General features: G+C 57.8%; 21 protein-coding genes. 17 read left to right on the top strand and 4 right to left on the bottom strand.

Annotated features, from left to right (window positions below; all coding sequences use genetic code 11):
- Positions 1–22: 22 nt before the first annotated feature.
- The 4 genes from HQ37_RS02940 to HQ37_RS02925 are packed head-to-tail and all read right to left on the bottom strand — an operon-like array spanning position 23 to position 4558.
- Positions 23–688: an ABC transporter ATP-binding protein gene (locus HQ37_RS02940; protein WP_036880101.1), complete on the bottom strand. Its 666-nt coding sequence runs from the start codon at positions 686–688 to the stop codon at positions 23–25.
- Between the two features lie 60 nt (positions 689–748).
- Complete coding sequence (locus tag HQ37_RS02935; RefSeq protein WP_036880100.1) at positions 749–1948, bottom strand: FtsX-like permease family protein; 1200 nt, start codon at positions 1946–1948, stop codon at positions 749–751.
- A gap of 6 nt (positions 1949–1954) precedes the next feature.
- Positions 1955–3289, bottom strand: coding sequence for an ABC transporter permease (locus tag HQ37_RS02930; RefSeq protein WP_036880096.1), 1335 nt, complete (start codon positions 3287–3289; stop codon positions 1955–1957).
- A gap of 21 nt (positions 3290–3310) precedes the next feature.
- The gene (locus tag HQ37_RS02925) at positions 3311–4558 is read right to left on the bottom strand and encodes an efflux RND transporter periplasmic adaptor subunit (protein ID WP_036880093.1); all 1248 of its coding nucleotides are present in this window, start codon (positions 4556–4558) and stop codon (positions 3311–3313) included.
- Between the two features lie 583 nt (positions 4559–5141).
- Here HQ37_RS02925 and HQ37_RS02920 point away from each other — a divergent pair.
- From HQ37_RS02920 to HQ37_RS02840, 17 genes are all read left to right on the top strand, one after another.
- Positions 5142–6587, top strand: coding sequence for a metallophosphoesterase family protein (locus HQ37_RS02920; RefSeq protein WP_036880090.1), 1446 nt, complete (start codon positions 5142–5144; stop codon positions 6585–6587).
- Positions 6588–6654: 67 nt separating this feature from the next.
- Entirely contained in the window at positions 6655–7371 is a 717-nt protein-coding gene (locus tag HQ37_RS02915; protein ID WP_036880087.1) for a Sir2 family NAD-dependent protein deacetylase, read from the top strand.
- Positions 7368–8486 (top strand): radical SAM family heme chaperone HemW, encoded by a 1119-nt coding sequence (gene hemW / locus HQ37_RS02910; RefSeq protein ID WP_036880085.1) that lies wholly within the window; start codon positions 7368–7370, stop codon positions 8484–8486. Before HQ37_RS02915 ends, hemW begins: the two co-directional genes overlap by 4 nt.
- A gap of 149 nt (positions 8487–8635) precedes the next feature.
- Positions 8636–10516, top strand: coding sequence for a tRNA uridine-5-carboxymethylaminomethyl(34) synthesis enzyme MnmG (gene mnmG / locus HQ37_RS02905; RefSeq protein WP_036880082.1), 1881 nt, complete (start codon positions 8636–8638; stop codon positions 10514–10516).
- Positions 10517–10540: 24 nt separating this feature from the next.
- Positions 10541–12367 (top strand): excinuclease ABC subunit UvrC, encoded by a 1827-nt coding sequence (gene uvrC, locus HQ37_RS02900; RefSeq protein ID WP_036880080.1) that lies wholly within the window; start codon positions 10541–10543, stop codon positions 12365–12367.
- 21 nt (positions 12368–12388) lie between these two features.
- Complete coding sequence (gene dtd / locus HQ37_RS02895) at positions 12389–12847, top strand: D-aminoacyl-tRNA deacylase (RefSeq protein WP_036880075.1); 459 nt, start codon at positions 12389–12391, stop codon at positions 12845–12847.
- 578 nt (positions 12848–13425) lie between these two features.
- Positions 13426–15876, top strand: a complete 2451-nt coding sequence (locus HQ37_RS08045; protein ID WP_160215060.1) for a tetratricopeptide repeat protein — start codon at positions 13426–13428, stop codon at positions 15874–15876.
- Between the two features lie 94 nt (positions 15877–15970).
- On the top strand, positions 15971–18706 hold the full coding sequence (locus HQ37_RS02885) for a DNA gyrase/topoisomerase IV subunit A (RefSeq protein ID WP_052080709.1): 2736 nt from the start codon (positions 15971–15973) through the stop codon (positions 18704–18706).
- Between the two features lie 13 nt (positions 18707–18719).
- Positions 18720–19706: a hypothetical protein gene (locus tag HQ37_RS02880; RefSeq protein ID WP_036880072.1), complete on the top strand. Its 987-nt coding sequence runs from the start codon at positions 18720–18722 to the stop codon at positions 19704–19706.
- A 28-nt stretch (positions 19707–19734) separates the two neighbouring features.
- Positions 19735–20805, top strand: a complete 1071-nt coding sequence (locus HQ37_RS02875) for a S41 family peptidase (RefSeq protein WP_036880069.1) — start codon at positions 19735–19737, stop codon at positions 20803–20805.
- 17 nt (positions 20806–20822) lie between these two features.
- Positions 20823–21416, top strand: a complete 594-nt coding sequence (locus tag HQ37_RS02870; RefSeq protein WP_036880066.1) for a radical SAM protein — start codon at positions 20823–20825, stop codon at positions 21414–21416.
- Positions 21417–21630: 214 nt separating this feature from the next.
- Positions 21631–22530: a GTPase Era gene (gene era / locus HQ37_RS02865; RefSeq protein ID WP_036880289.1), complete on the top strand. Its 900-nt coding sequence runs from the start codon at positions 21631–21633 to the stop codon at positions 22528–22530.
- A 41-nt stretch (positions 22531–22571) separates the two neighbouring features.
- Positions 22572–23882, top strand: coding sequence for a ribosome biogenesis GTPase Der (gene der / locus HQ37_RS02860; RefSeq protein WP_036880064.1), 1311 nt, complete (start codon positions 22572–22574; stop codon positions 23880–23882).
- Positions 23883–24012: 130 nt separating this feature from the next.
- The gene (rpsU, locus tag HQ37_RS02855) at positions 24013–24204 is read left to right on the top strand and encodes a 30S ribosomal protein S21 (protein WP_036880061.1); all 192 of its coding nucleotides are present in this window, start codon (positions 24013–24015) and stop codon (positions 24202–24204) included.
- A 247-nt stretch (positions 24205–24451) separates the two neighbouring features.
- Positions 24452–25027 (top strand): superoxide dismutase, encoded by a 576-nt coding sequence (locus HQ37_RS02850; RefSeq protein ID WP_036880058.1) that lies wholly within the window; start codon positions 24452–24454, stop codon positions 25025–25027.
- 140 nt (positions 25028–25167) lie between these two features.
- The gene (locus HQ37_RS02845) at positions 25168–25473 is read left to right on the top strand and encodes a DUF3467 domain-containing protein (RefSeq protein WP_036880054.1); all 306 of its coding nucleotides are present in this window, start codon (positions 25168–25170) and stop codon (positions 25471–25473) included.
- A gap of 22 nt (positions 25474–25495) precedes the next feature.
- The gene (locus HQ37_RS02840) at positions 25496–26617 is read left to right on the top strand and encodes a 4-phosphoerythronate dehydrogenase (protein WP_152566773.1); all 1122 of its coding nucleotides are present in this window, start codon (positions 25496–25498) and stop codon (positions 26615–26617) included.
- Positions 26618–26778 lie beyond the last annotated feature (161 nt).

The following is a 26778-nucleotide window of genomic DNA, read 5'->3' as shown; positions in this document are numbered from 1 at the left end:
GACTTTGCCATCGAGGCGAGGGCTACGAGATGCGACGACCATCGAGGAAGCGGATCGTGCGTGTGGTCTCCTTGGCCTTGCTCTCATCGTGCGTAACCATGACGATCGTGCGGCCATCCGTCTGATTGAGGTCGTGCAGGAGGCCCATGATCTCCGCCCCCATCTTCGAGTCGAGGTTACCCGTAGGCTCGTCCGCCAGGATGATATGGGGGTTGCCGATGATCGCACGGGCAATAGCCACCCTCTGACATTGCCCCCCAGAGAGTTGGGCGGGGAAGTGTCGCATGCGATGCGATAGGCCTACCCGACGCAGTACCTCCTCGGCCAGACGTCTGCGCTCCTTACTCCCGACACCTCGGTAGAGCAGGGGGAGCTCCACATTGTCCAGTACGTTGAGCGAATTGATCAGGTGAAAGCTCTGGAAAACAAAGCCTAGATGTTCATTGCGGAAGCGAGCAAGTGTGCTGTCGTTCATCTCGTGGATGGTCTTGCCTGCGATGGTGATCTCTCCCGAGGTGGGGGTGTCGAGCAGTCCCATCACATTCAGCAGGGTACTCTTGCCACAACCCGAGGGGCCCATGACGCTGAGGAACTCACCCTTGTGCACCTCGAGGTTCACATTCTCCAGGGCTACGGTCTCGATTTCGTCGGTGCGATAGATCTTGTGTACTCGCTCTAGTTTGATCATTGTTTCCATTGTCTTGTAAGTATTAAGTTGATGATGATTTCATTAGGGGATGGATGGAGGTTATTCGCTGCGCAGGGCATCGACAGGGTTGAGGTTAGCTCCTTGGCGAGCTGGGATCCAAGCACTCAGCCCTACGACTAGGGCCATGATAACGAGGGTAGAGCCTGCGGTGATCACATAGCGCAGCCAGGGTTGATTGATGAGGTACATCGCATCGCCAGAGCCACGAGAGCCCGACAGACCAATCCCCATCAGGAGGTCATTGTCCACGATCAGGGCTGCGACGCCAAGAGCTGGTAAGCTGGCCATAAGGAGAAGTAGGAGGGCTTCGCCGACGAGGAGGCACTCCAGGCGCAATCTGCTCGAGCCTAAGGCCATCCTCAGCCCGATCTCGCTGCGCCGCTTACGCATCCTAAACCAAAACGAGCCTACAATACCCAGGGCAATGCTTGAGACGAAGAAGATAGCCAGAGCCCGAGCCAAGACCACCTGCTTGCCCACGCCGTAGAGATGGCTGAGGACATCACTCTCTTCGATGAGGGGCTTGCAGGGGCCCACCTCACGCTCAAAGGTCTCTCGGTCAAAGTCCCTAGAGACGGAGAAGACGATCTGCTGTAGGAGCTCCACCTCCTCTGGGTAGCGGAGATAGAGCGCAGGGTAGGGCAGCTCGTAGATAGCCCCCTTCTGCCGAGGGATCACGTCTACAATACGCAGAGCCCCTTCGCCACTATAGATCCTTCGACCGATGGCCTCCACGCTCCCAAAGAGCTTCTCAGCAAAGTCTTCGGAGACGATGACCCCCGAGGGGTCGGAGAGGTCGAAGCGGGCTCGCTCTCCCGTACGTATCGAGCGCACGTCGAAGACCTCGAAGTAGTCGTCGTCATTGATCGCCCTGTAGCGGGCATGCAGATCCTTGCCCGTCGTGCTGTCGGCATGATAGCGACCTCCGTTGAAGGAGCTGGAGAAGGGCAAGACATCGAACCTCGAGGTCATGTGCGTGGCGCGCACTGAGGGGAAGTGTCGCACCCGCTCGAGCAGCCGATCACGTTCCTCAGCAGCCTCCTCCTTGGTCATATAGACCTGCTCGAGGACGTAGACCCCATCGAGCTCGTAGCCCATCGGGATGCTTCGGTTGTGCAGCAGTTGAAATCCCAGGTCTACCATATACCAGGCAATCACGAAGACGATAGAGAGCTCGGCGAAGAGCCAAGCATTGTGCTTGCGCCCCGTCCATATCAGGGAGAAGATGTGTCGTATCATAGAGCTTTACTTTTTGCTAGCCTGATTGTCCGAGAGGGCATCTACGATGCTCCTCTGGGTAAACCGCCAGGCAGGGATGAGGGAGGTGAAGGTATTGAGCAGGAGGGCCGAAACGAAGGCAAAGGCGAAGATCTCAACCCGAAGCAACATACCGATCGAGATGCTTGGGGCGAATTGCTTGATCGAGGTCGTACCGCCTGCCATGTAGGTAATCATCGAACTGACGAAGGAGTCATAGACCGAGGAGGAGAGGATGATGTAGGCGAGCCCTAGCCCGAGCAAAGCTCCGAGAAGAGTCAGGACGAAGTTCTCTACCAGCACCTGCATGATGATGGAGCGGTTGGTTGCCCCGAAGGCCTTGCGTACGCCCAGCTCGGCCAGACGTCCCTCGAGTACCGAGCTATTGAGTGCCGTGAGGTTGAGGGCAGGCACGAGGAAGAAAAGCGCAAAGATGATAACTAGGCCAATAATGATCTTCGAGAGATCGATCTCTAGATTGCCCAGGCGAAACATCGCCCGAAGGCTCGTATCGGGTTGGCCCATCAGGTTGATCTTCATCTGTGTAGCCTCCTCTAGACGCTTGAGGTTCGCCTCGAGCTCTGCGATCACTTCGCTCTGAGAGACCCCATCTCGAGGGAGGATCGCTGCCTCGATCGTCCCGAGGATACCGCCTCGAGAGAAGGCATCCTTGTACCCCTCGTGGCAGGTATATGGGATCCAAAGATGAGCAAACGAGCCTCCCATATGATAGGGAACATCCCGAACAACCCCGATGATGCTGTAGCGATGCCCCATGAAGTTCACCTCCTGCCCAACGGCCTCCCGTGAGGGGAAGAGGTAGTCCGCTAGGCTACGATTGAGTACCATCACAGGGCGAGCAGCGTCGAAGTCTGCCTGAGTAAAGGGCTTGCCTGAGAGGAACTCTAAGTCGTACACTTGCCAAAAACCCGAGCTCACATACTTGGCATACACCTTCTTGTCCCGAGGAGCATCGGCAGAGGAAATGGTATTCGAGCCTCGCCCCATGATGAGCATCGAGCCTGCGACAGCCTTGGCCTTGGTCAGGGAATAGAAGCACTCGGTCATCGTACGATGCGAGAGGAAGGCACTCGAGGTCCACTGCTCAGTCGTGTCCATGGGACTCACTTGTGCCCCCTGTACATAGAGCATACGCCTGCGCCCTGTCTCGGGGTAGAGATCGGCTGTGCGGAGGTAGAAGTGAATGGCCACGAGCATGACCATCGTGATCGAGAGGGCAGTACCAGCGATGTAGATCCCGCTGTAGAGCTTGTTGCTCCTGACGAGCTCTCGTACTTGCTTGAGATGTTGCTGTATCATCATGTCCTGTCGTTTGTCTTGGGGTTATTCACTGATAGAGAGCTTGCTTTTGTCCCGATACTGGCTCATATCGCTGACGACGACCTCGTCGCCGACCTCGAGACCTGAGACGACCTCGACCCACTTGTAGTTGCTCTCGCCGAGGACGACCTCACGGCGAACCAATTCTCCTCCAGAGAGCACGAAGAGTTGATAGCTCCCCTTACCATTGTAATAAGGCCCGTTGGCAATGCGCAGGACATCCTCCTTGATCGAATGCATCACGTGCACATCGGTTCTCAGCCCAGAGCGTAGACGAGGGTAATCGCTCTGCTGTAGCGATACGCTGAACTGGATCACCCCATTGCGAGAGAGCGGGGTCAGGTTGCTCACCACGCCTGCGAGCTCGTCCTTGCCGACCTTGACTACGACACGGCTACCCACAGCGATGCGATCACCATAGCTATCGGCGATCTCGGCATCGATGCGAAAGTGGGAGAGATCCGACAGCGTAGCGATCTGGGTCCCAGGAGATACCTGCGAACCGATCTGATCGTGCACGAAGGTCAAGACGCCTGCCCTGGGGGCTCGTATCTGTGCATCCTCGAGGATGCGCTTCGTCTCGGCGAGGGTCTTGCGGAAGATCTCCAGCTCGAGCTCCATCACCCGAATATCGGCCTCGGCGACACGACGATCGTTGTCCAGTCGGCGACGGCTCTGCTCGAGCTCCAGTTCGGCTACACGGTGGCGGAGCTCGACCTCACGTACCTTGTCCGTCGTCCCAGCCCCAATGCTATCGAGGTAACGCTCGTTGCGCACCTCCACCTGCATCTTATCGAGCTGCATCGCACCGACCTTAATCTGCATCTCTGCGTTGCTGTGCTGGCTGGCGGAGCGAATGCGTAGCTGCTGGAGGCGAAGCGAGCGCACCTTGAGCTCGTCCAGCTGCTTGCGATAGTTGGTCTCGATGCTCTGTAGGTCGAGGCGCAGCAGCGGTGTACCTGCCTCTACGGAGTCGCCTGCATGCTTGTAGACCTCCTGTATTCGGCTCGAGATCGGAGCCGTAATGACCTCTTCAAAGGCCGCAGCGACCCTGCCCGAAGCTCCTACAGAGACCTCGATCGTCCCCACCTCTACGGTAGAGCGTCTGAGATCCTGTAGAGATACGCTGGCACGCAGATAACTGATGGCGACAAGGATCAGCACGAAGAGAATGAGAAGAGCGATGCCGACCTTGCTCCAGCGCATGAGCTTCTCACGGCGAAGGGTTGCTTGGGGGATGTTTCTGTCCATAATGCGTAATGATGTTGTTCGTTTACCTAGTAGAGAAACAAGCATCGTGCCAAAGTCATAACACGCTGATTATCAAATACTATTTTCGAATCAAGTGTCCGATAACGGACACTTACTGTCCGCCTGCGTACACTTCGAGCTCTAGGGCTCGAGAGGAGGGCTATCCCCTACCCTCAAGCGATCTAGATAGGAGCTCTACCGAGGGCCAAATAGGATCGCAAGAGAGATCTAAGTAGGACTTCCATCGAGACCCAAATAGGATCGCAAGAGAGGTCTAAGTAGGAGCTCCACCGAGGGCCTATCCTCTCGTCTGACGAGCCCCTATCGAGGTCTCAGATGAGGCTTCGGTAGGCACTCAACGGACGAAGAGACGAGAGCTCCGCCACAACCCTCCCGAGCCTTCACCCACAAGGAGCATGGCATCATGAACTCGAAGGAGGGCCTCAGGGGACGAGGTAGCTGCTGGGAGAGCAGCAGGGAGCGACTCACAGAGAGACATTTGTGGATAGAAAGAGCTAACTTTGGGGACAAGCAAGCCCCACCAGTATAGATATACACTTAGTAACCAAGATAGTAGAGATATATGAAGCGCAAGAGAAGCAGGAGATCCAGCTACAGCACTAGAAGAAGCAACCCCTCGGGCAAGAAGCAGAGGCGAGGCCTCAGACGGGCCCTCATCCTCACCCTCGTGCTCATCATCGCCAGCGCAGGCCTACTGACCTGGCGTTGGCGGGCATGGTTCGGCAACTTCCCCGAGCTCCCCTACGCCCCACCCCAGAGCATCGATCGTCTGAGCATCGTACCAGGGGCACACTTCGCCTCGAGCCGCACGATCTCTTGGCGTTGCGACAGCCTGCTGCAAGACTCCTGGCTCGAGTATGGGTTGGCCGAGGGCGACACAGTGATCCTCGAGCGCAGATGGCTGCCTGCCGAGGGCGTGATCGCCAGCAGCCGTTCGGGTAAGGGGGCTTATTACCATGCCGAGCTACACGGCCTACAGGCGGGTAAGACCTATCGCTATCGGGTGCACACGGGGCAGGAGTCCTCGGAGCGATACAGCTTCGTCATCCCCCCGAGCGACGAGGAGACCCACTTCGTCTATCTAGGCGATGTGCAAGATCCTAGTGGAGAGATGAGTCAGGAGCTCTTCGCTCGCCTGAGGGAGCAAGTCCCCTCGCCCGACTTCCTTGCCGCCGCAGGGGATCAGATTGAGGGGCCATGCGACCACTTTTGGGAGGCTTGGTATCGGGCCTTTGCCCCGTGGAGCGGTGAGCTCACCACGATACTCTCTACAGGCAATCATGAGTACCTCAAGCGAGGCTTCTTCCGAGAGCTTGACCCTCGATGGGTCGCCCAGTACAATTATCCAAAGAATGGGCCTGAAGGCTTCGAGGGTAGGAGCTACTATATAGACTTCCCCCTCATGCGCTTCATCGTCATCGACTCGAACGGCATCAACGGGCCGATCGACATCCAACGGCATCGCTCCTGGCTGCGTTCGGCCCTGCGTTCGTCGGCCCAACCTTGGCAGATCGTGATGTTTCACCATGCCGTCTACACAGTGCGCCAGGGGCGTTCACACCCTGTCATGCGCTATGTCTTCAATCCGATCCTTGAGCAGGAGGGCGCAGACCTCATCCTCCAGGGACACGACCACGCTTACTCACGCATCAGCTCTCACACCGAGAGTGGCGAGGCCATTAGCCCCGTATATCTGATCAGTTCGTCTTCGCCCAAAACCTATCGCAATGGCTGGGACGAGCGGCACGACCGCCTAGGCTCGGGGCTACAGCTCTATCAGAGCATCCGTGTACGTGCCGATAGACTGCACTATCAGTCCCGTCAGTACAACGGCGAGCTCTACGACGAGATCGTCCTGCACCACCGGCCCGACGCACCGGCCCGAGTAGAAGATCTTGCGACGAAGATCCCCGAGATCTTCGCCTTCGATGGCTTCGGCTCGGACAAGAAGGGGCAGCGTAAGGCAGAGGAGTACCGCACCGAGATCGAGCGACGCAGAAGGCGTTAACCCTTCCCCCTCGTCCCCCTGGGAGCGCAGCAAGCATTTCTCCATCCACATCACAGCAACAAGCACAATGAGTACCCCCCACATCGTAGTCCTCACGGGCGCAGGCATGAGTGCCGAGAGTGGACTGGCCACATTCAGAGACAGCGACGGTCTCTGGGCAAAGCATCGTGTCGAGGATGTAGCCTCCATCGAGGGCTTCTACCACAATCCGCAGCTGGTCCTCGACTTCTACGCCATGCGCCGCCGTGAGGCCTTTGCCGCCAAGCCTAACCAAGGACATATCGCCCTGGCCCAGCTCGAGCAGGCAGGCTATCGAGTAGACATCATCACCCAAAACGTAGATGACCTGCACGAGCGAGCAGGCAGTAGCTCCGTCATACACCTGCATGGCGAGCTCACAAAGAACTGCTCCGTAGCCCACCGGCAGATCACCCACCCCGTAACGCCCGAGACCCTCGCCCTCAAGGTCGGAGATCTAGCCCCCGATGGTTCACAACTACGCCCCTTCATCGTTTGGTTCGGAGAGGAAGTACCGATGATGGAGTCTGCGGCAAGACTCGTCGAGGTGGCCGATCTGCTCGTCATCGTAGGCACTTCGCTCGGGGTTTATCCTGCCGCTAGCCTCGTAGGCTATGCCCCAAGGACGACACCCATCATCCTCATCGATCCCAAACCCGTAGTCTCGGCCTATCGCCACGACATCGAGCATATTGCCCTCGGGGCGAGCAAGGGCCTAGAGGAGCTCAAGAGGCGCATTACAGAGGGGGGGATCTTCGGGCGATGAACCTCTACCTGCACGTCCCCTTCTGCGCCACACGCTGCTCCTACTGCGACTTCTACACCCGAACGAACCTCCGTCTGATGGAGCGTTACCATGCTGCCCTGCTCAAGGAGCTGGAGCTACGCGCTCCCGAAGCGGCAGACGAGACCGTCGAGCATATCTACCTCGGCGGAGGCACTCCCTCGCTGCTCTCGATCAAGCAGCTGGAGGCCATCTTCGAGGCCATCCGCCGCCATTACGACCTCCTACCAGGCGGGGAGATCACCCTCGAGGCCAACCCCGACGACATCTCCCCCGCCTACGCCGAGGCCTTGGGTCGCCTACCGATCAACCGAGTGAGCATGGGCGTCCAGAGCTTCGACGAGGGAGAGCTGCGCCTGCTGGGGCGCAGGCACAGCCGAGCTCAAGCCCTCAGAGCCGTCGAGCTGCTGCGCTCCGTCGGCCTCGACAACCTCAGCCTCGACCTCATCTATGGCCTTCCAGCTCAGACGCTCGAGGGGTGGAGGAGTAGCCTCATGCAAATGCTCGAGATCGCCCCTCCCCACCTCTCGGCCTACCATCTCATCTACGAGGAGGGGACGCCGATGATGCGCGCCCTCAGACAAGGGCGAGTGCAGGAGGTCAGCGAAGAGGCTAGTCTTAGCTTCTTCGAGCTACTCATCGACGAGACCTCTAGGGCAGGCTACGAGCATTATGAGATCTCCAACTTCGCTCGTCCAGGCTGCTATGCTCGCCTCAACACAGGCTATTGGCTCGGCTCTAAGTACATTGGCCTAGGCCCCTCGGCACATAGCTATGATGGGCTGCGCCGCAGCCACAACGTGGCCTCGACCACCCTCTACGCCCTCGCCTTGGAGGAGGGGCGTAGGGCGCACGAGGTCGAGACCCTTACCCCCGAGGACAAGCTCCACGAATATCTGCTGACACGTCTCAGGACGATGTGGGGCATCGACCTCGAGGCCATGGCCGAGCAGTTCTCCGCCAAGGAGGTGGAGAGCCTCCTCGATCGCTCGAGGGGGCATCTCGAGCGAGGGACGCTCACCCTCGAGGGGGGAAGGCTACGCCTGAGTCCCTCAGGGGTCTTCGTCTCCGACGGGGTCATCGCAGACCTCTTCTAGAGAGCCCCTCGCTCGCCTAGAGGCTACCGCCTCCGCCACGACCCACAGGCCTCAAGGCTTGTAGATTAGTGGCGGAGACGGTATCTTTGTGCCAGCCCTCCAAGCCCTCGACACGAGGAGAGCCCAGGGGCATTCATCCAAGATATATTATGACGCTACAATACGACATTATTGTCATCGGTGCAGGACATGCAGGCTGTGAAGCCGCCGCTGCCGCCGCCCGACTTGGCTCGCATACGCTCCTCATCACCCAAGACATGAACAAGATCGGTCAGATGAGCTGCAACCCTGCTGTGGGCGGCATTGCCAAGGGACAGATCGTCCGAGAGATCGACGCCCTAGGAGGGCGGATGGGACTGATTACCGACCGCACAGCTATCCAGTTTCGGATGCTCAACCGCAGCAAAGGTCCAGCGATGTGGAGCCCTCGAGCCCAGAGCGATCGCATGCGCTTCATGGAGGCATGGAGAGAGGAGCTAGACCAAGAGCCGAACCTTGACCTCTGGCAGGATAGTGTCGAGCGTCTCCTCCTAGACCCCGAGGAGGGGGTGCAGGGGGTCGAGACGAGGCTCGGGGTGCGCTTCGAGGGCAAGGCCGTCGTGCTAACGGCTGGCACCTTCCTCGGAGGGTTGATGCACTTCGGAGAGCTACAGATCGAGGGAGGACGGATCTCCGAGCCCGCCTCCCACGGGCTAACGGAGCAACTCCGAGCGGCAGGTCTGCGCACCGATCGGATGAAGACTGGTACTCCGCCTCGCATCGATGGCCGCTCGTTCGACCCCAAGGAGATGGGTGTACAGGAGGGGGAGGACGACCATCACAAGTTCTCCTACATGGACACACCTGCCCGTAGCAGCCTCATCCAGAGACCTTGCTATACACTGATGACCAACAAGGCTTGCCACGAGGTCCTGCGCAAGGCTCTCGACCGCTCGCCCCTATACAACGGACAGATCCAAAGCATAGGGCCCCGCTACTGTCCCAGCATCGAGACCAAGATCGTAACCTTTGCGGACAAAGACAGCCATCAGCTCTTCCTCGAGCCTGAGGGGGAGACGACGAATGAGTACTACATCAATGGCTTCTCCTCCTCTCTGCCCCTCGAGGTGCAGCTCGAGGCCCTAAGGCAGATCCCCCAGCTGCGCCATGTGCGTCTCTATCGCCCAGGCTATGCGATCGAATATGACTTCTTCGACCCCACGCAGCTGCACCACACGCTAGAGAGCAGGGTCATCCCTGGCCTCTTCTTGGCTGGGCAGGTCAATGGCACGACGGGCTACGAAGAGGCAGCAGGGCAGGGCCTCATCGCTGGGATCAATGCCCATCAGAGGACGAGAGGGCTAGCCCCCTTCACCCTCTCCCGCAGCTCTTCCTACATCGGGGTTTTGATCGACGACCTAGTTACCAAGGGGGTCGATGAGCCCTACCGCATGTTCACCTCGAGAGCTGAGTATCGCATCCTGCTACGCCAGGACGACGCCGATATGCGCCTCACGCCGCTGGCGGCAGAGCTCGGGCTCGCCACTGAGGAGCGAGTAGCCCTCCTGGAGGAGAAGCGGGCGTGGAGGGATCGCATCATCGAGTTTACCAAGACCTACTCCATCAAGCCCCAGCTGATCAATCCCGCCCTAGAGGAGCGGGGCATCACACCGCTGCGCCAGGGCTGTAAGCTCTTTGACCTCGTGCTGAGGCCTCAGCTCTCCCTCGAGGGACTCTCGGGGCTCGTCCCAGCCCTGGGTCGCCTATTAGGAGAGATTCCCTCTCGTCGGGCAGAGATCGTCGAATGCGCTGAGATCCTCATCAAGTACAGCGGCTACATCGAGCGGGAGCGAGAGATGGCGGAGAAGATCTCTCGACTGGACTACGTCCACATCCCCGAGCATCTGAACTACGAAGAGATCTCCTCCATCTCGACAGAGGCTAGGCAGAAGCTCGAGCGCATCCGCCCCAGGACGATCGGGCAAGCCTCACGCATCCCGGGCATCTCGCCCCACGACGTGAGCGTCCTGCTGGTGCTGTGCGGTCGATAATGTTTCACGTGAAACATCCGCTCCATGACCCGCGAAGAGATCAAGCAGATCCTCCCCACCCTACCCGAAGCCCCTGGTTGCTATAAATACCTAGGCGACGAGGGGCAGGTGATCTATGTGGGCAAGGCGAAGAACCTGCGGCGTAGGGTCAGCAGCTACTTCCACAGCGACACGACCAGCAGCAAGACCCGCCTGCTGGTTCGCCAAATAAGAGCCATCGAGTACATCGTCGTAGAGACGGAGTTCGACGCTCTGATCCTGGAGAACAATCTGATCAAGGAGCACCAGCCCCGATACAACGTCCTGCTCAAGGACGACAAGACCTATCCCGAGATCATCGTACGCAACGAGCCCTTCCCCAGGGTACAGGTGCTGCGGCGAGCTCCGAGGGATGGGTCTCTTCGCTTCGGGCCCTACCCCAGCGTACAGATGGCCCATGCGACGCTGGCGATGATCCAGGACATCTACCCCCTGCGCACCTGCGCCCTAGACCTGAGCGAGCACAAGATCCGAGAGGGGAAGTACCGAGAGTGCCTACAGTACCACATCAAGAAGTGCAAAGCCCCCTGCATCGGGGGGCAAGAGCATTCGGACTACGAGGCCAATATCCGTGAGATCATCAGCCTCCTGAAGGGCAACCTCAGGGACGTCATAGAGCTCTACCGAGAGGAGATGATGCGCCTGGCCGAGGAGCTACGCTTCGAGGAGGCGCAGATCTACAAGGAGCGGCTCGAGCAGCTCGAGCAGTATGAGGTGCGGCATACGGTAGCCCCGCAGCACATCCACCAGGTGGATGTCTTCAGCTATGAGCGTGATGGGAACAGCTTCTATGTGAACTACCTACACATCTCGCAGGGGATGATCACCAAGGCCGACACGCTGGAGTATCGGGTGCAGCTCGACGAGAGCGATACGGAGCTCTTCGCCACGGCGATCATCGAGCTCAGGCGACGCTTCGGCAGCCGAGCCCGTGAGGTCATCCTCTCGCAGGCGATAGACTGGCCTCTGCCAGAGGTTACGACGATCACCGTGCCCCAGCGAGGGGATAAGCGCAAGCTGCTCGAGCTCTCGGAGCGCAACGTCCGACAGTACAAGGTGGACAAGTACAAGCAGGCCGAACGCCTCAACCCCGAGCAGCGGATGATGCAGACCCTGGGGGAGCTGCGCCAAGCCCTCGGGCTGGAGCGGCTGCCGATGCACATAGAGTGCTTCGACAACTCGAACATACAGGGCAGCTCGGCCGTAGCGGCCTGCATCGTCTTCAAGCAGGCCAAGCCCAGCAAGAAGGACTACCGCAAGTACCGCATCCGCAGCGTCGAGGGGGCGGACGACTATGCCTCGATGCGAGAGGTCGCCATGAGACGCTACAGCAGGCTACAGAGCGAGGGAGCTCCCCTACCCGACCTCATCATCGCCGACGGGGGCAAGGGGCAGATGAATGCCCTCAAGAGCGTGCTCGAGGAGCTCGGCCTCGAGATCCCTGTGGCGGGGATGGTCAAGGATGATCGCCACCGCAGCACGGAGCTCCTCTACGGCACACCGCCCGAGGTGATCCCGATCAAGCACCAGAGCCCGAGCTTTCGGCTGCTGGAGCTGATCCAGAGCGAGGTACATCGCTTCGCCATCAGCTTTCACCGAGATCTCAGGAGCAAGGCCCAGCTCTCCTCTCGCCTCGACTACATCAAGGGCATTGGCCCGAAGACGAAGGAGCGACTCCTCTCGAGCTTCGGCTCGGTGCATCGCCTCCTAGAGGCCACGAGCCAGGAGATCGCCAGCGTCGTAGGCACGAGCAAGGCGGCTCTCATCTACACCGCTCTACACCACCCTCAGAGCGAGGGGGAAGACGAATAAACCCATCAAACTACCCAAGCTATGCGCATCGTGATCCAGCGAGTCCTCGGGGCAAGCCTCGAGATCGAAAAGAAGAGGCATGCCGAGATCGGCCCAGGGCTGCTGCTCCTGGTCGGCATCGAAGACCGAGACAGCAGTGAAGATGTCAGCTACCTGGCGAGCAAGGTCGCACAGATGCGCCTCTTCGACGATGAAGCTGGGGTCATGAACCGCAGCCTCATCGACACTGGCGGCGAGGTGCTGCTGGTGAGCCAATTCACCCTCATGGCCTCGACGAAGAAGGGCAACCGCCCCTCCTATATCCGAGCCTCACGACCCGAGAGGGCCATCCCCCTATACGAAGCCCTCGGCAAGGCTCTAGAGGAGCGGCTCGGCCGTCCGATCAGCTATGGGGTCTTCGGGGCAGATATGCAGATCACGCTGACCAACGACGGGCCAGTAACCATCATCCTGGACTCTCAGATGAGGGCGTATTTTTAGCTGCGCAGACCAAAGCCCAAGAGCCACACAACAACCTTATTACAAGAGAGATACAAATACAACTGGGTTTCATACCGAGATCCAGGTAGGATCGCAGTGGAGCTCCTACTTGGATCTCGATCGAGCTCCTATCTGAGTCTCGAGTGAAGTCCTATCTGAGTCTCTACGGCGTCCTATATGGGCCCTCGGTCGAGAGCCTCCCGAGTGCTCAGGTGAGGAGGCGGAGGGATCGCCCCCGAGCCCTCGGCGGGCATGCCATGGAGTGCCCCCAGTGCTTCACCAGCAGCCCCGCCTCCCCTCTATCCGAGAGGGAGGTGAGGCCGTGCCATTTTTGTAGAGAGGAAGCGATGCCCATCCAGGGGGAATCGTTACCTTTGCAGCAGTGGTTCTTACCCCCAAAAACAGACCCCATCCCCTCCCCCGCCATGCAAGAGAAAGAGACAAAGAAAACCCTATGGAGTCGGGCTAGACAATGGCCTAGTCTCCTGCGATCTGCAAGCAGCCGTGCCGTAGCCTGGAGCAAATCCATCCTGGAGAGCGGGAAGCCCCGGATAAAGAGGTTGCTCAAAGGCTTTGCAGTGCTCGCCATAATAGGTGCCATTTCGGAGAACATTGTCTCTAACCTCATAACTAATCAGATTGAAGAGGTACGTCATCGAGGAGACCGAGAGCTTGGGGCGCAAGTAGATGAGGCGATCCGAGCGGCCCTATCGGATGTCGATATCCCGAGGGATAGACATGCCCACTACTCCGAGCGTCTCAGGGAATACTACAGATCACGGAACTCGTCCTGGGCAAAGAGTGAAGAGGAGCAGAGATTGATCAAGGCCTTCGACGCACGAGTGGCCGAGCAGCCAACGGCCTCCAATTTCCGAATAGAAGAACTCCTGAAGCAGGTTAGTGCTATAGGGATGACGGATCAGTATATCCAAGCTATCCTTGGGGAGCTCCCCGTTAGAGAGGGGCGAGAGGCTACAATGAGGGCCATCGATCAGATGCTCGAGGCAGGGCGCATCCACTCAGAGAGTGCCCGAGACCTCATCAAAGAGATTGCGAGCTACGTCCTCGAGCACACCGAGGAGCTACAGGCGGAGATCCAAAGACTACGTCAGAGCGACAACAACTCCCTAGCCGAAGCACTGGAGGGCATCAGGGATGTAGTCGGCAGGGAGAGCAACCAAAGCCTAAGAGGGGTGCTCGATGCATACAGCAACCGTGAAAAGCAAGACGATGTGAGGCGTCTTCAGGATAAGGCGAGACTCCTCACGGAGCTCATCAAGGCGGCCCAAGTGATGTTCACCTTCGACGAAGCCTGCTACTTCTACGAGCGTCTACTAGAGCTAGAGCCAACCGCCGAGCATCACTCCAACTATGCCCACTTACTGCATGGGCTCAAGGAATTCAACGAGGCCAAGGAGCACTATGAGGAGGCACTAAAGATATCTCGCGAATTGGCAGAAAAGAGCCCTCAGACTCACCAACCCAATGTGGCTACGAGCATGAATAACCTGGGGAACTTGCTGGGCAACATCGGAGAGCTCGAGAAGGCCCAGAGCCACTACCAGGAAGCACTCAAGATGTCTCTCAAATTAGTACAAAAGGACCCACAGATCTACGAGCCCTATGTGGCTGCAATCTTGAATAACTTAGGGATCTTGATGAGCGACATCGGGAAGCTCGGGGAGGCCCAAAAGCACTACGAGGAGGCACTAAAGAGGTATAGAGAATTAGAGCGAAAGAACCCTCAAGCCTACAAGCCCGATGTAGCTGCAATCTTGAATAACTTGGGGATCTTGATGAGCGACATCGGGAAGCTCGGGGAGGCCCAAAAGCACTACGAGGAGGCACTAAAGAGGTATAGAGAATTGGAGCAAAAGAACCCACAGGCCTACAAGCCCGATGTGGCTAAAATCCTGAATAACTTGGGGAACTTACTGGATGATATCGGGGAGTTCGACAAGGCCAAGGGCTACTACGAGGAGGCACTAGGGATCTTTCGAGAATTGGCAAAGAAGATCCCTCAGGCCTACAAGCCCGATGTAGCTCAAACCTTGAATAACTTGGGGGTCTTGCTGGGTAGTATCGGGGAGTTCGACAAGGCCAAGGGCTACTACGAAGAAGCACTCGAGATCTATCGCAAATTAGCGCAAAAGAACCCACAGGCCTACATGCCCGACCTTGCTGCAAGCTTAGACCACTTAGGAGGTTTACTAAGAAATATCGGAAAGCAAGACGAAGCTAGGAAGCACGTCGAAGAAGCTCTACAAATCCGTCGCAAATTAGCAGAAAAGAACCCACAAGCATACAAGCCCAATGTAGCCATGAGTTTGAATAACTTGGGGCTCTTGCTGAGCGACATCGGGGAGCTCGACAAGGCTAAGGGCTGCTACGAAGAAGCACTCGAGATCTATCGCAAATTAGCGCAAAAGAACCCACAGACATACAAGGCAAATATGGCTGCGATATGGCATAATTTGGGGCTCTTGCTGAGAGACATCGGGGAGCTCGACAAGGCCAAGAAACACTATAAAGAGGCAGTAGAGATATATAGAGAATTGGAGCAAAAGAACCCACAGGCCTACAAGCCCGATCATGCCATGACCTTGAATAACTTGGGCATCTTGCTGGGTAGTATCGGGGAACTCGACGAGGCCAAGGAGCTCCTTGAGGATACACTAGAGAGATATAGAGAATTGGAGCTAAAGAACCCACAAACATACAAACCCAAACTCGCCATGACGCAGTACAACCTTGCGCTCCTCTACAACAAGCTCGAGAGGTCCGAGGAGGCTGAGCAGGCCTATAGGGAGACACGAGACATTCGACAGAAACTAGCCCAAGAGCAGCCTGCGGCCTACGAACTTGCTTATGCTAGGACGCTCATCATGGGTGTAGCACTGCTTAGGAGACCGATCGAGGAGCTCGAGGCAGCACGGACAATCCTCATGAAATACTCCAAGCACCCTGAGGCAAGGGGACTCCAAGGGATTATCGAGCAGCTCATAGGGGGGAGCCAGGCTGGGCAATAAGCCCCATACGAACCTTCCCCTGGGAATCGAGGCGTAGGGGGGCGAAGCGAGCGAAAAAAGGTATCTTTGCGGCAAACAATACTTTGCCCCACGTATGCCCGACAAATACGATGTAGACGAACAGCAGCCCCAAGCAACCCCTCAGGGCGAGTTGAACCCCAACCCCGAGACCACGCAGAGCGAAGAGCAAACCCCATCGGTAGAGCCACCCCGTGAGGAGGCCTCCGAGGCTCTGCCCCCCGAGGTCGCTGCCTACAAACCTGAATACAGCCACCTGAGCCAGATGTACCGCACCTGGTTCCTCGACTATGCCTCGTACGTCATCCTCGAGCGTGCAGTACCCCATATCGACGACGGCCTCAAGCCCGTGCAGCGGCGCATCCTGCACAACATGCGCCTCCTGGACAATGGCAAGCTGATCAAGGTACAGAACATCGCTGGCACGACCATGAAGTATCACCCCCATGGTGATGCCTCGATCAACGATGCCCTCGTGCAGCTCGGGCAGAAGGGTTATCTCATTGACACGCAGGGCAACTGGGGCAACATCCTAACGGGCGACCCCGCCGCAGCAGGGCGATACATCGAGGCGAAGCTCTCCCCTCTAGCCCGAGAGGCCGTCTTCTCGGAGCGCATTACGGAGTGGAAGAAGACCTACGACGGCACAGCGGACGAACCGATTGCCCTGCCGGTGAAGTTCCCCCTCCTCCTGGCCCAGGGGGCTGAGGGGATCGCCGTGGGGCTGTCGTCCAAGATCCTCTCGCACAACTTCGTCGAGCTGGCCGAGGCAGCCTGTGCCTATCTGCGTGGGGAGGAGTTTGTCCTCTACCCCGACTTCCCCACTGGGGGGCTGATCGATGTGAGCCGCTACAACGATGGAGAGCGAGGCGGAAGCCTCAAGTCTCGGGCCAAGATCGACAAGATCGATGCCCGTACACTGAGCATCTCGGAGCTGCCTGCGGGCAAGACCACCACCTCGCTCATCGAGTCCATCCTCAAGGCTGTCGAGAAGGGGAAGATCCGCATCAAGCGAGTCGATGACATGACCGCCGCCACGACAGACATCCGCATCACGCTGGCCAGCGGGGTCTCCTCGGACAAGGCCATCGATGCCCTCTATGCCTTCACCGACTGCGAGGTCAGCATCTCGCCCAACTGCTGCGTGATCTACGAGGACAAGCCCCTCTTTACGAGCGTGAGCGAGGTGCTGCGCTACAGCGTCGAGCGCACCAAGAGGCTCTTCGACATGGAGCTCAGACTCTTGCTCGGCGAGCGGGAGGAGGCCTACCTGGCCGCCTCGCTCGAGCGCATCTTCATCGAGGAGCGGATGTACAAGGATAGGGAGTTTGAGGAGGCCAAGAGCGAGGCCGAGGCCCTCGGCCACATCAAGCAGCGGATGCAGCCCTACCTCGAGCAGCTCCTACGCCCCATTACCATGGACGATCTGAAGCGACTGCTGGAGATCCGCATGAGCCGCATCCTGCGCTTCAACATCCCCCGTCACGAGGCCATGATGCTGGAGATCGAGCAGGAGATCGCCCGCCTGAAGCATGACATCAAACACATCGTCGAGTACACCATCCGCTGGTACGAGCACTTGATCGACCGCTATGGCTCAGCCTATCCGAGGCGTAGCCGCATCGTGAGCTTCGGCACGATCGAGGCGGTCAAGGTGGCCGAGCTCGATGCCAAGCTCTATATCAATCGAGAGGAGGGCTTCTTCGGCACAGGGCTCAAGGATGCCGAGTTTGTAGACAACTGCTCAAGCCTCGACGACATCATCATCTTCTTCCGCTCTGGGCGGTACTTCATCTCTAGGGTCGAGGAGAAACGCTTCTATGGGCAGGAGGAGGTCATCCATATTGCCCGCTTCCACCGAGGCGACGAGCGCACCATCTACAACGTCATGTATCGGGATGGTCAGCATGGGGCAACCTATGCCAAGCGGTTCAACCTCACAGGCATCGTCCGAGAGCGCATCTACGACCTCAGCCGAGGCACCAAGGGCTCTCGTGTGCTCTACTTCTCGGCCAATAGCAATGGCGAGGCCGAGCGGGTGGCTGTCAAGCTCAAGATCCGCAACCGCCAGCAGCGTCTCTTCGAGTTCGAGCGAGACTTCAGCGACATCGCCATCAAGGGTAAGGGCACGGTGGGCAACCTCATCACCAAGGCCGACATCAGCTCGATCCGTATGATCAGCAAGGGCTTCTCGACGCTCGGAGGGCGAGAGGTATGGTTCGACCGAGATGTGATGCGCCTCAACTATGCAGGTCAGGGCGAGCGTCTAGGGGAGTTCTTTGCCCGAGATCGGGTGTGCATCATCCTACAGAGCGGCGAGTGCTATACGACGAGCTTCGACGAGAGCAATCATATCGAGGACAACCTCTTGCGCATCGAGAAGCATGACCCTCGCAAGCTCTGGACAGCCGTCTACTACGACGCTGAGCAGGGCTATCACTACATCAAACGCTTCGCCATCGAGCCCGAGGGCAAGCGAGAGCAGATCCTCGGCGAGCACCCAGGCAATCGCCTCCTGCTGCTCACCGACACCTACTATCCACGTCTAGTGATCAGCCGAGAGGCCGAGCCCGAGGCGGAACGCATCGTCGAGATCGATGTGGAGGGCTTCGCCCTGGTCAAGGGCATCCGAGCCCGAGGCAAACGCATCGCCCCCTACCCGATCGCCTACCTCAAGGAGCTAGAGCCCCTACGTCCCTCCCCCCTCGACGAGGCCACAGCGACGGACGAAGGCGAAGAGGTTGAGGGCGGCGAGGAGCTCTTCGAGCGAGGCCTCTTCGACGAGACACAGACACTAGAGGATCAGCCCTAGCCCTACCCAAGCAATGAGACTAACCACCCTACTCCTCTACCTCAGCCTGAGCCTCTCGATCCTCCCCGAGGCCTTCGCTGCCGAGCCGCCTCAGGGCGAGCTGCTCCCCTCCTCTAGCGAGCTCAATCTCGGAGCTGGTTGGTGGCGGATACCACAGCCCCAGGAGGCAACCTATAGCATCAGACGGCGAACCAATTGGCTCGGTCTCGGGGGCATCCTCCTTAGGGAGAGCTACCTCTCGCCGCTTCGCTATGGAGGCATCGACCTCATGCTCCTCTCCGAGCAGGCCTCGCTCGGCTATCGAGCCAATACGCTTACCCCTCGAGAGGCCTCCATCCTAGCCCTCAGACCCCGGCAGGAGACCCCGACACGGATGTACTACCGACAGCAGGAGGTGCACCTCTCGAGCAGCGACAACCCTGCAGGCAATGCCTCCATCTATCGGCTCTCGGCACGGGGAGACTGGCACTATACCCTGCGCCTCCCCTTCGTTCCCCAGGGGCGGCTATACGTCGGCCCTGGAGTGAGTGCAGGCGTCGGCGGGCTCTACAGTACCCGCAATGGCAACAACCCCGCTACACTCAAGGCTGACCTCTCCCTCACCCTTGCTCTACACTACAGCTATCGTCTGCCATGGGAGAGCTTCCCCGCTCTCCTGCGCCTGAGCTCTCAGACCGAGCTCCTAGGGCTACACTTCGCCCAGCACTTCGGCGAGAGCTACTACGAGCTCTACTATCTCTCGGGCTCGCTTGCCCGCCGCTTTGTCTTCACCCAGCCTACCAAGGCCTGGGCCGAGCGGCTGATGGTCTCGATGGATCTGCCCGTATGGGATCACTTCACCCTCTCGCTGGGCTATCGGTGGGAGCATCGGGCCTCAGAGCTCCACCACATCACTCACCGCATCAGCAGCCACAGCCTCATGCTGGGGATCACGACCCACTCGATACGCATCGGGGGGCGACGTAGCATCCACAGGCAGCGAGAGCGTCTGCCCTTCTAGCCCCTTCCCCTAGCCCCACCACGAGACTATGAATAGACTTCGCCTCTTGCTCTGCCTCCTTACGAGCCTCCTCATCCTCCCAGCCTGCTCGAGCGAGGAGGACTATACGACCTCTGCGACAGAGAATTTCGATGCCCTCTGGCGCATCATGGATCGCCAGTACGCCTTCTTTGACCTCAAGCTCGACAAGGGCAAGAGCTGGCAAGACATCTACAACGAGTATCGCCCCCACATCGCCCCTCGGATGAGCAGCGACGAGCTTTTCAAGGTCATGACGGGGATGCTCTCGGAGCTCAAGGACGGGCATGTCAATCTCATTGCTCCCTTTGACTATGGTCGTTACTGGGCTTGGCGTACGGATTACCCTCGCAACTTCAGCTTCGACCTCATGGAGGAATACCTCGGCAAGGAGTATCGCATCGCTGGAGGCCTCTACTACACTCAACTCCTACACCACGGACATACACCCGACAGCATCGGATACATCCGCTATGGGAGCTTCTCCAGCCCTCTAGGCGAGGGAAACATCAATGCAGCTCTGAAACGACTCTCTCGCTGCCGAGCCCTCATCATCGACATTAGAGACAATGGAGGGGGGAATGTAACCACCTCCGATCGCCTGACTCGTCACTTCATGGACCAGCCTAGATTGGTTGGACGAACTAGGCACAAGACGGGCCCAGGGCACAACGACTTCTCCCCCCTAGTCGATATACGCCTCGAGACCCTCACCGTTGGGGTCAAGTGGCTTCGCCCCGTCGTCCTACTCACCAACCGAGGGGTCTACAGCGCAGCCAATGACTTCGTCCTCAAGATGAAGGGGCTACCGCTCGTTACCGTCATGGGCGATCGGACAGGCGGTGGGGGCGGCCTACCGATGACCAGCGAGCTGCCCAATGGCTGGGCCGTACGCTTCTCCAGTACGCAGACTTATGATGCCGAGGGCAATAATATCGAGCTAGGTATCGACCCCGATTATCTCGTTGCCATGAACCAAGCAGACCTCAGACGGGGTTATGATACTATCATAGAACGAGCCGTGAGCTACCTCAAGGAGCGGCTCGAAGAGTATCGCCGGACTAAGGTCTGGCGCAAATAGATAGACCATCAACTTGAATGCTAATCAACGAGATATTTTATAGTCTACAGGGCGAGGGGATCAATGTCGGCCGAGCTGCCATCTTCATTCGCCTCTCACGCTGCAATCTGTGTTGCTCCTTCTGCGACACAGACTTCGACGAGGGTGTCGAGATGAGCGACGAGGCCATCGCCAAGGCTATTGCCCCCTACCCCGCACGCTTCATCATTTGGACGGGGGGCGAACCCACCCTACAGCTCCAGCGTGAGAGCGTCGCCTACTTCAAGGCCCTAGGATACACCCAGGCTATTGAGACCAATGGGACACGCCCCGTGCCCGAGGGTATTGACTACATCACCTGTAGCCCCAAAGCTCCAGCCATGCAAAGGCTCAAGAGCAACTTTCCCCAGGGAGTCTCGGAGCTGCGCTTCCCTGTCGGCAAGGCCGAGGATCTGCCCCCAAGCATCGAGGAGCTCCCCCACTCTGAGGCTTACCTCCTCAGTCCTATCTTCTCGGGCGAGGACGCCATGCAGCTTGACCCCAAGGCTGTAGAGCTCTGTGTCGAGTACATCAAAGCACACCCAGAGTGGCGGCTAAGCCTACAGACCCACAAGCTCATCCACATTCGCTAGAGCCCCTCGAGAGGGAGGCTCTCAGAGGCCCTTCGGCAGAGAGATTTGCCTTCCGGTGGCGGTAAACCGCTGAAATATGATTAGTTTTGCACTTTAATTGCCCCACTGGGCAGGTACACCTTCGACGAAGCTCCTTCGTCTGAAGCTCTCGACTTCCCCTCCTCGCCCCGAGGCCAGGAGTATCTACTTAGTTATCATCATTATTCAAACGGTCATGAGCACAAGCAATGCAGAGCATCGCTCTGGCTTCGTCAATATTGTAGGCAACCCCAACGTAGGCAAATCGACCCTAACGAACCTACTGGTGGGCGAACGCCTATCGATCATCACCTCCAAGGCCCAGACGACCCGCCACCGCATCATGGGCATCGTCAATACGCCCGAGCTACAGATCGTCTACAGCGATACCCCTGGAGTCCTCAAGCCCAACTACAAGCTACAGCAGAGCATGCTCGAGTACTCGGAGAGTGCCCTGGGCGACGCCGACGTACTCGTCTATGTAACTGATACGGTCGAGGCACAGGACAAGAACGAAGACTTCCTGCGCCGTGTGGCCAGTGTCGAGTGTCCCCTCATCGTGGTCATCAACAAGATAGACCTCAGCAACCAAGCAGAGCTCGAGAGGCTTGTTGAGCTCTGGCACGAGCGACTGCCCAAGGCCGAGATCATCCCCCTCTCGGCACTTAATCGCTTCAATGTCGAGCCCCTGAGGCGGCGCATCGAGAGCCTTATCCCCCTCTCGCCTCCGTACTTCGACAAGGATGCACTGACAGATAGGCCAGCCCGCTTCTTCGTAACTGAGATCATCCGAGAGAAAATCCTGCTCTACTATCAGAAGGAGATCCCCTACGCCGTGGAAGTCGTCGTCGAGGAATTCAAAGAGGAGGAGGAGTTGATCCGCATCCGCACGCTCATCGTTGTCGAGCGTGAGAGTCAGAAGGGCATCATCATCGGACACCGAGGCTCCGCTCTCAAGAAGGTAGGGGCTATGGCCCGCAAAGACATGGAGAGGTTCTTCGAAAAGAAGATCTTCCTCGAGATGTACGTCCGAGTAGAGAAGGACTGGCGCAACCGAGATAACCTACTTCGCCGCTATGGCTATCAACTAGATTAGCCCTCTAGCAGAGCAGTATTCACAAACAAAAGACAAATCCTATGAGCAACTTAGTCGCAATAGTCGGACGGCCCAATGTGGGCAAGTCCACACTCTTTAACCGCCTTACACAGAGCCGACAGGCCATCGTCAACGAAGCTGCTGGGACTACCCGAGATCGACAGTACGGCAAGGTCTCCTGGCTCGACCGAGACTTCTCAATCGTAGACACAGGGGGCTGGGTCGTGGGCAGCGAAGATGTCTTCGAGGAGGAGATCAACCGCCAGGTTGAGATCGCCATGCAGGAGGCTTCGGTGATCCTCTTCGTCGTGGATATAGAGCATGGTGCGACAGACCTTGACGACGCTGTAGCAGCCAAGCTACGGCGCAGCAAGACGCCCGTCATCCTCGTGGCCAATAAGGCCGACAACTACGACCAGCACTATGCGGCTGCAGAGTTCTATAGCTTCGGCCTAGGAGACCCTCAGTGCATCTCAGCCGTCAATGGCAGTGGCACGGGGGATCTGCTCGACCTGATCGTCCGATCCCTGCCTGAGGATACCGAGGTCGAGACCGAGATCGACTGCCCTCGCATCGCCATTGTGGGTCGTCCCAATGCAGGCAAATCCTCTCTAGTGAATGCCTTCATCGGTGAAGAGCGCAACATCGTTACCGACATCGCCGGCACAACACGGGACTCGATCTATACGCACTACAACAAGTTCGGCATGAACTTCTACCTCGTAGACACGGCAGGCATTCGCAAGCGAGGCAAGGTGCACGAGGATCTCGAGTATTACTCCGTAATACGCTCGATACGAGCCATTGAGAATGCCGATGTCTGCGTCCTCATGCTCGATGCCACTCGAGGTATAGAGGCTCAGGATCTGAATATCTTCTCCATCATCCAGCGCAACAGCAAGGGTCTAGTCGTCTGTGTCAATAAGTGGGACTTGGTCGAAGACAAGAGTAACATCGTTATCAAGACCTTTGAGCATGCCATTCGTGAGCGACTAGCTCCCTTCACGGACTTCCCGATTCTCTTCATCTCGGCACTGACCAAGCAGCGCATCTTCAAGGTCTTAGAAACTGTCCAGGAGGTGTACGCTCGACGTAGCACCCGCATCCCCACGAGCAAGCTCAACGAAGTGATGCTGCCCATCATCGAGGCTACCCCTCCACCCTCGAATAAGGGTAAATACATCAAAATCAAGTATGTGATGCAACTGCCAACGGCTGTGCCCAGCTTTGCTTTCTTCTGCAACCTACCTCAGTGGGTCAAGGAGCCCTATAAGCGTTTCCTGGAGAATAAGATTAGGGAACATTGGGACTTCTCGGGCAATCCGATCAACATCTTCATTCGGGAGAAGTAACAGACAAGTCGGAGGGGCATAGGTGTGTGCTTTTGGTAGTTAGATAAACAATAGCTAAATTTGCACGTCCGTAGCTATAGGCCTACGCAACAAGGAAGAATAATAACAATAATATAAGTAAGAAGAAATCATGATCGTAGTTCCAGTAAAAGAGGGCGAAAACATCGAAAGAGCTCTGAAGAAGTTTAAGAGAAAGTTTGAAAAGACTGGCGCAGTAAGGGCTCTGAGAGCACGCCAAGCCTTCATCAAGCCTTCAGTAGCTAAGCGCAAGAAGATGCAGAAGGCCGTCTATGTAAAGCAGCTTCAGCAGAACGAGGACTAAGCCTTGAAGGCCTAGTGGAGCCCCATTAGGGAACGCTTATCGGCAGAGCCATGAGGCTCGCCTAGATCCTACGCCCTAGACATCAGAAGATGCCTAGGGCGTTTTGTTTCGAGAGAGGGGCGATGAGGCTCTCTGCCAAGGGAGGCTAAACAATCCTCTCCCACCGAAGGTTATTAGGACAGAGAGCCTCAGCAGGCTCTTACGATTATCATTATCCATTACTCACTACAAATACAACTCTTCAACAATGAAGCATGAACTAGTACAGCTGCCTTACGAGCTGAACGCCCTCGAGCCTGCCATCAGCGCAGAGACTCTCTCCTTCCACCACGGCAAGCACCTGGCAGGTTATGTAAACACCCTCAACCAGCTCATCGAGGGCACTCCCCTGGCAGATGCTAGCCTCGAGGAGATCGTATGCAATAGCGAAGGCCCTCTCTTCAACAATGCTGGGCAGACGCTCAACCACAACCTCTACTTCACTCAGTTCGCTCCCAACGCTGGTGGTGCTCCTACGGGCAAGCTGCTGGCTGCTATTGAGAAGAAGTGGGGCAGCTTCGAGGCCTTCCAGGCTGAATTCCTCACAGCTTGCACGACGCTCTTCGGCTCTGGTTGGGCTTGGCTGGCAGCTGACGCCAATGGCGACCTGGTGATCACCAAGGAGCCTAATGGTAGCAACCCTGTCGTACACGGCCTCAAGCCCCTCTTGGGTATCGACGTATGGGAGCATGCCTACTATCTGAGCTATCAGAACCGTCGCGCTGACCACGTCAAGGACGTTTGGGCCATCATCGACTGGAATGTGGTAGCCTCTCGCTACTAAGCCCCAATCACGCTCGTAGCTGAGCCTCCCAGGGCTCATAGCTAGAGTAGCGCGCACAAGCGGGTTAGCATCTAAACTTAGGTGCTGACCCGCTTTTGATGTATCTTTGGATGCATTTACCCTCTTTTTACAGACAAACAATGGAACAGACATCAGACAACCAATCCATCAACATCGAGCTTCCCGAGGAGGTCGCAGGCGGAGTCTATAGCAACTTAGCCATCGTCATGAACTCTCAGAGTGAGTTCGTCCTCGACTTCGTCCGCCTCTTGCCTGGACAGCAATCTGCTCAAGTATGCAGCCGCATCATCATGACCCCAGACAATGTCAAGCGACTGATCCGTGTGCTGCAACAGAATATCCACTCCTTCGAGCAGGAGTATGGAGAGATCTTCCTCAACGAAGACGCCCTGCCTGCCGAGGCCTATCCCCAAGGCGAAGCCTAGCCTTCACCCCAAGACACCTCCCATGATCCATATCGTAGCTGAGCGATCGATCCCCTACCTCAGAGGGATCGCCGAGCGGGTCGGCCGAGTAACCTACCTCGACAATGCGGACTTCTGCCCCGAGACAATTGCCTCGGCCGATGCGCTCCTGGTACGCAGCATTACCCGCTGCAATGCAGCCCTACTAGAGGGCTCTCGAGTGCGCTATATAGCGACGGCCACAGCGGGTTTTGACCATATTGATGCCGACTACTGCCAGAGGCATGGCATTGGCTGGAGTAATGCTCCAGGATGCAATGCGACGGCCGTGGCCCAATGGGTGCTCTCGGCCCTCTCGGGCTATGCCCTGCAGAGCGGATATTTGCTCTCCGGCAAAGTGCTGGGCATCGTAGGCGTAGGGCATGTCGGGCAAGAGGTAGAGCGTCTCGCCCCAGCCCTAGGGCTTAGGACGCTGCTGTGCGACCCCCCTAGGGCCGAGCGGGGCGACGAGGGGGAGTTTGTCTCCCTCGAGGAGATCTGCCGAGAGAGCGACATCATCACCCTGCATGTCCCGCTGAGCAGCAGCGGGGCCTACCCTACCCGAGGGATGGTGGGCGAAGCCTTCGTGCGCTCGTGTCGCCGTAGGCCCATCCTCATCAATGCCTGCCGAGGTGGGGTAACGCAGACTGAGGCCCTACTGCAGGGCAAGCGAGAGGGCTCGCTACGAGCCCTCATGATCGACTGCTGGGAGGCAGAGCCACATATCTCCGCCGAGCTACTCGCCGAAGCGGAGGTTGTCAGCCCTCATATTGCGGGCTTCTCGGCCGATGGGAAGTTTGCCGGTAGCCGTATGGCCCTAGGGGCGATCTGTAGGCACTGGGGACTCGAGCTCGAGGGGCTGATGAACTGGGACGAAGTGCCCGCCCCAGCCTCACCCGTGATAGATCTCTCGGGCAGGAGTGGCGAGGAGGCCCTCCTCTATGCCCTCACCCAAACCCTCTCGATCCCAAAGCGAGTGGGAGATCGGCTACGAGCAGATGCGACAGCCTTCGAAGAGCTGCGCAAGGGCTATGACTACCCTCGAGAGATGCGAGCCTACACCATCGTCGGAGCTCCGAGGGAGCTGGAGGATCGCCTGCGCAGGCTAGACTTCTCGATCGGCTAAGAGGCCAGGCCTCCTCAGACGGATGCAGCGGCAGCAGGGCTTCCCCCTCGAGGGGTAGGCCCTGCTGCCGCTCTCTTTGTGTCTGTGGGGACTATAGACAGAAAAATCATTGGAGACTATTGCGGCACATAGCATAGAAACGTATTAGGGTTGGCTCTACC

Origin of the sequence: Porphyromonas sp. COT-239 OH1446, assembly GCF_000768875.1 — a bacterium.
Taxonomy (GTDB): Bacteria; Bacteroidota; Bacteroidia; order Bacteroidales; family Porphyromonadaceae; genus Porphyromonas.
The sequence above is the reverse complement of the archived record's forward strand: the minus strand, read 5'-3'. Positions and strand labels throughout refer to the sequence as shown.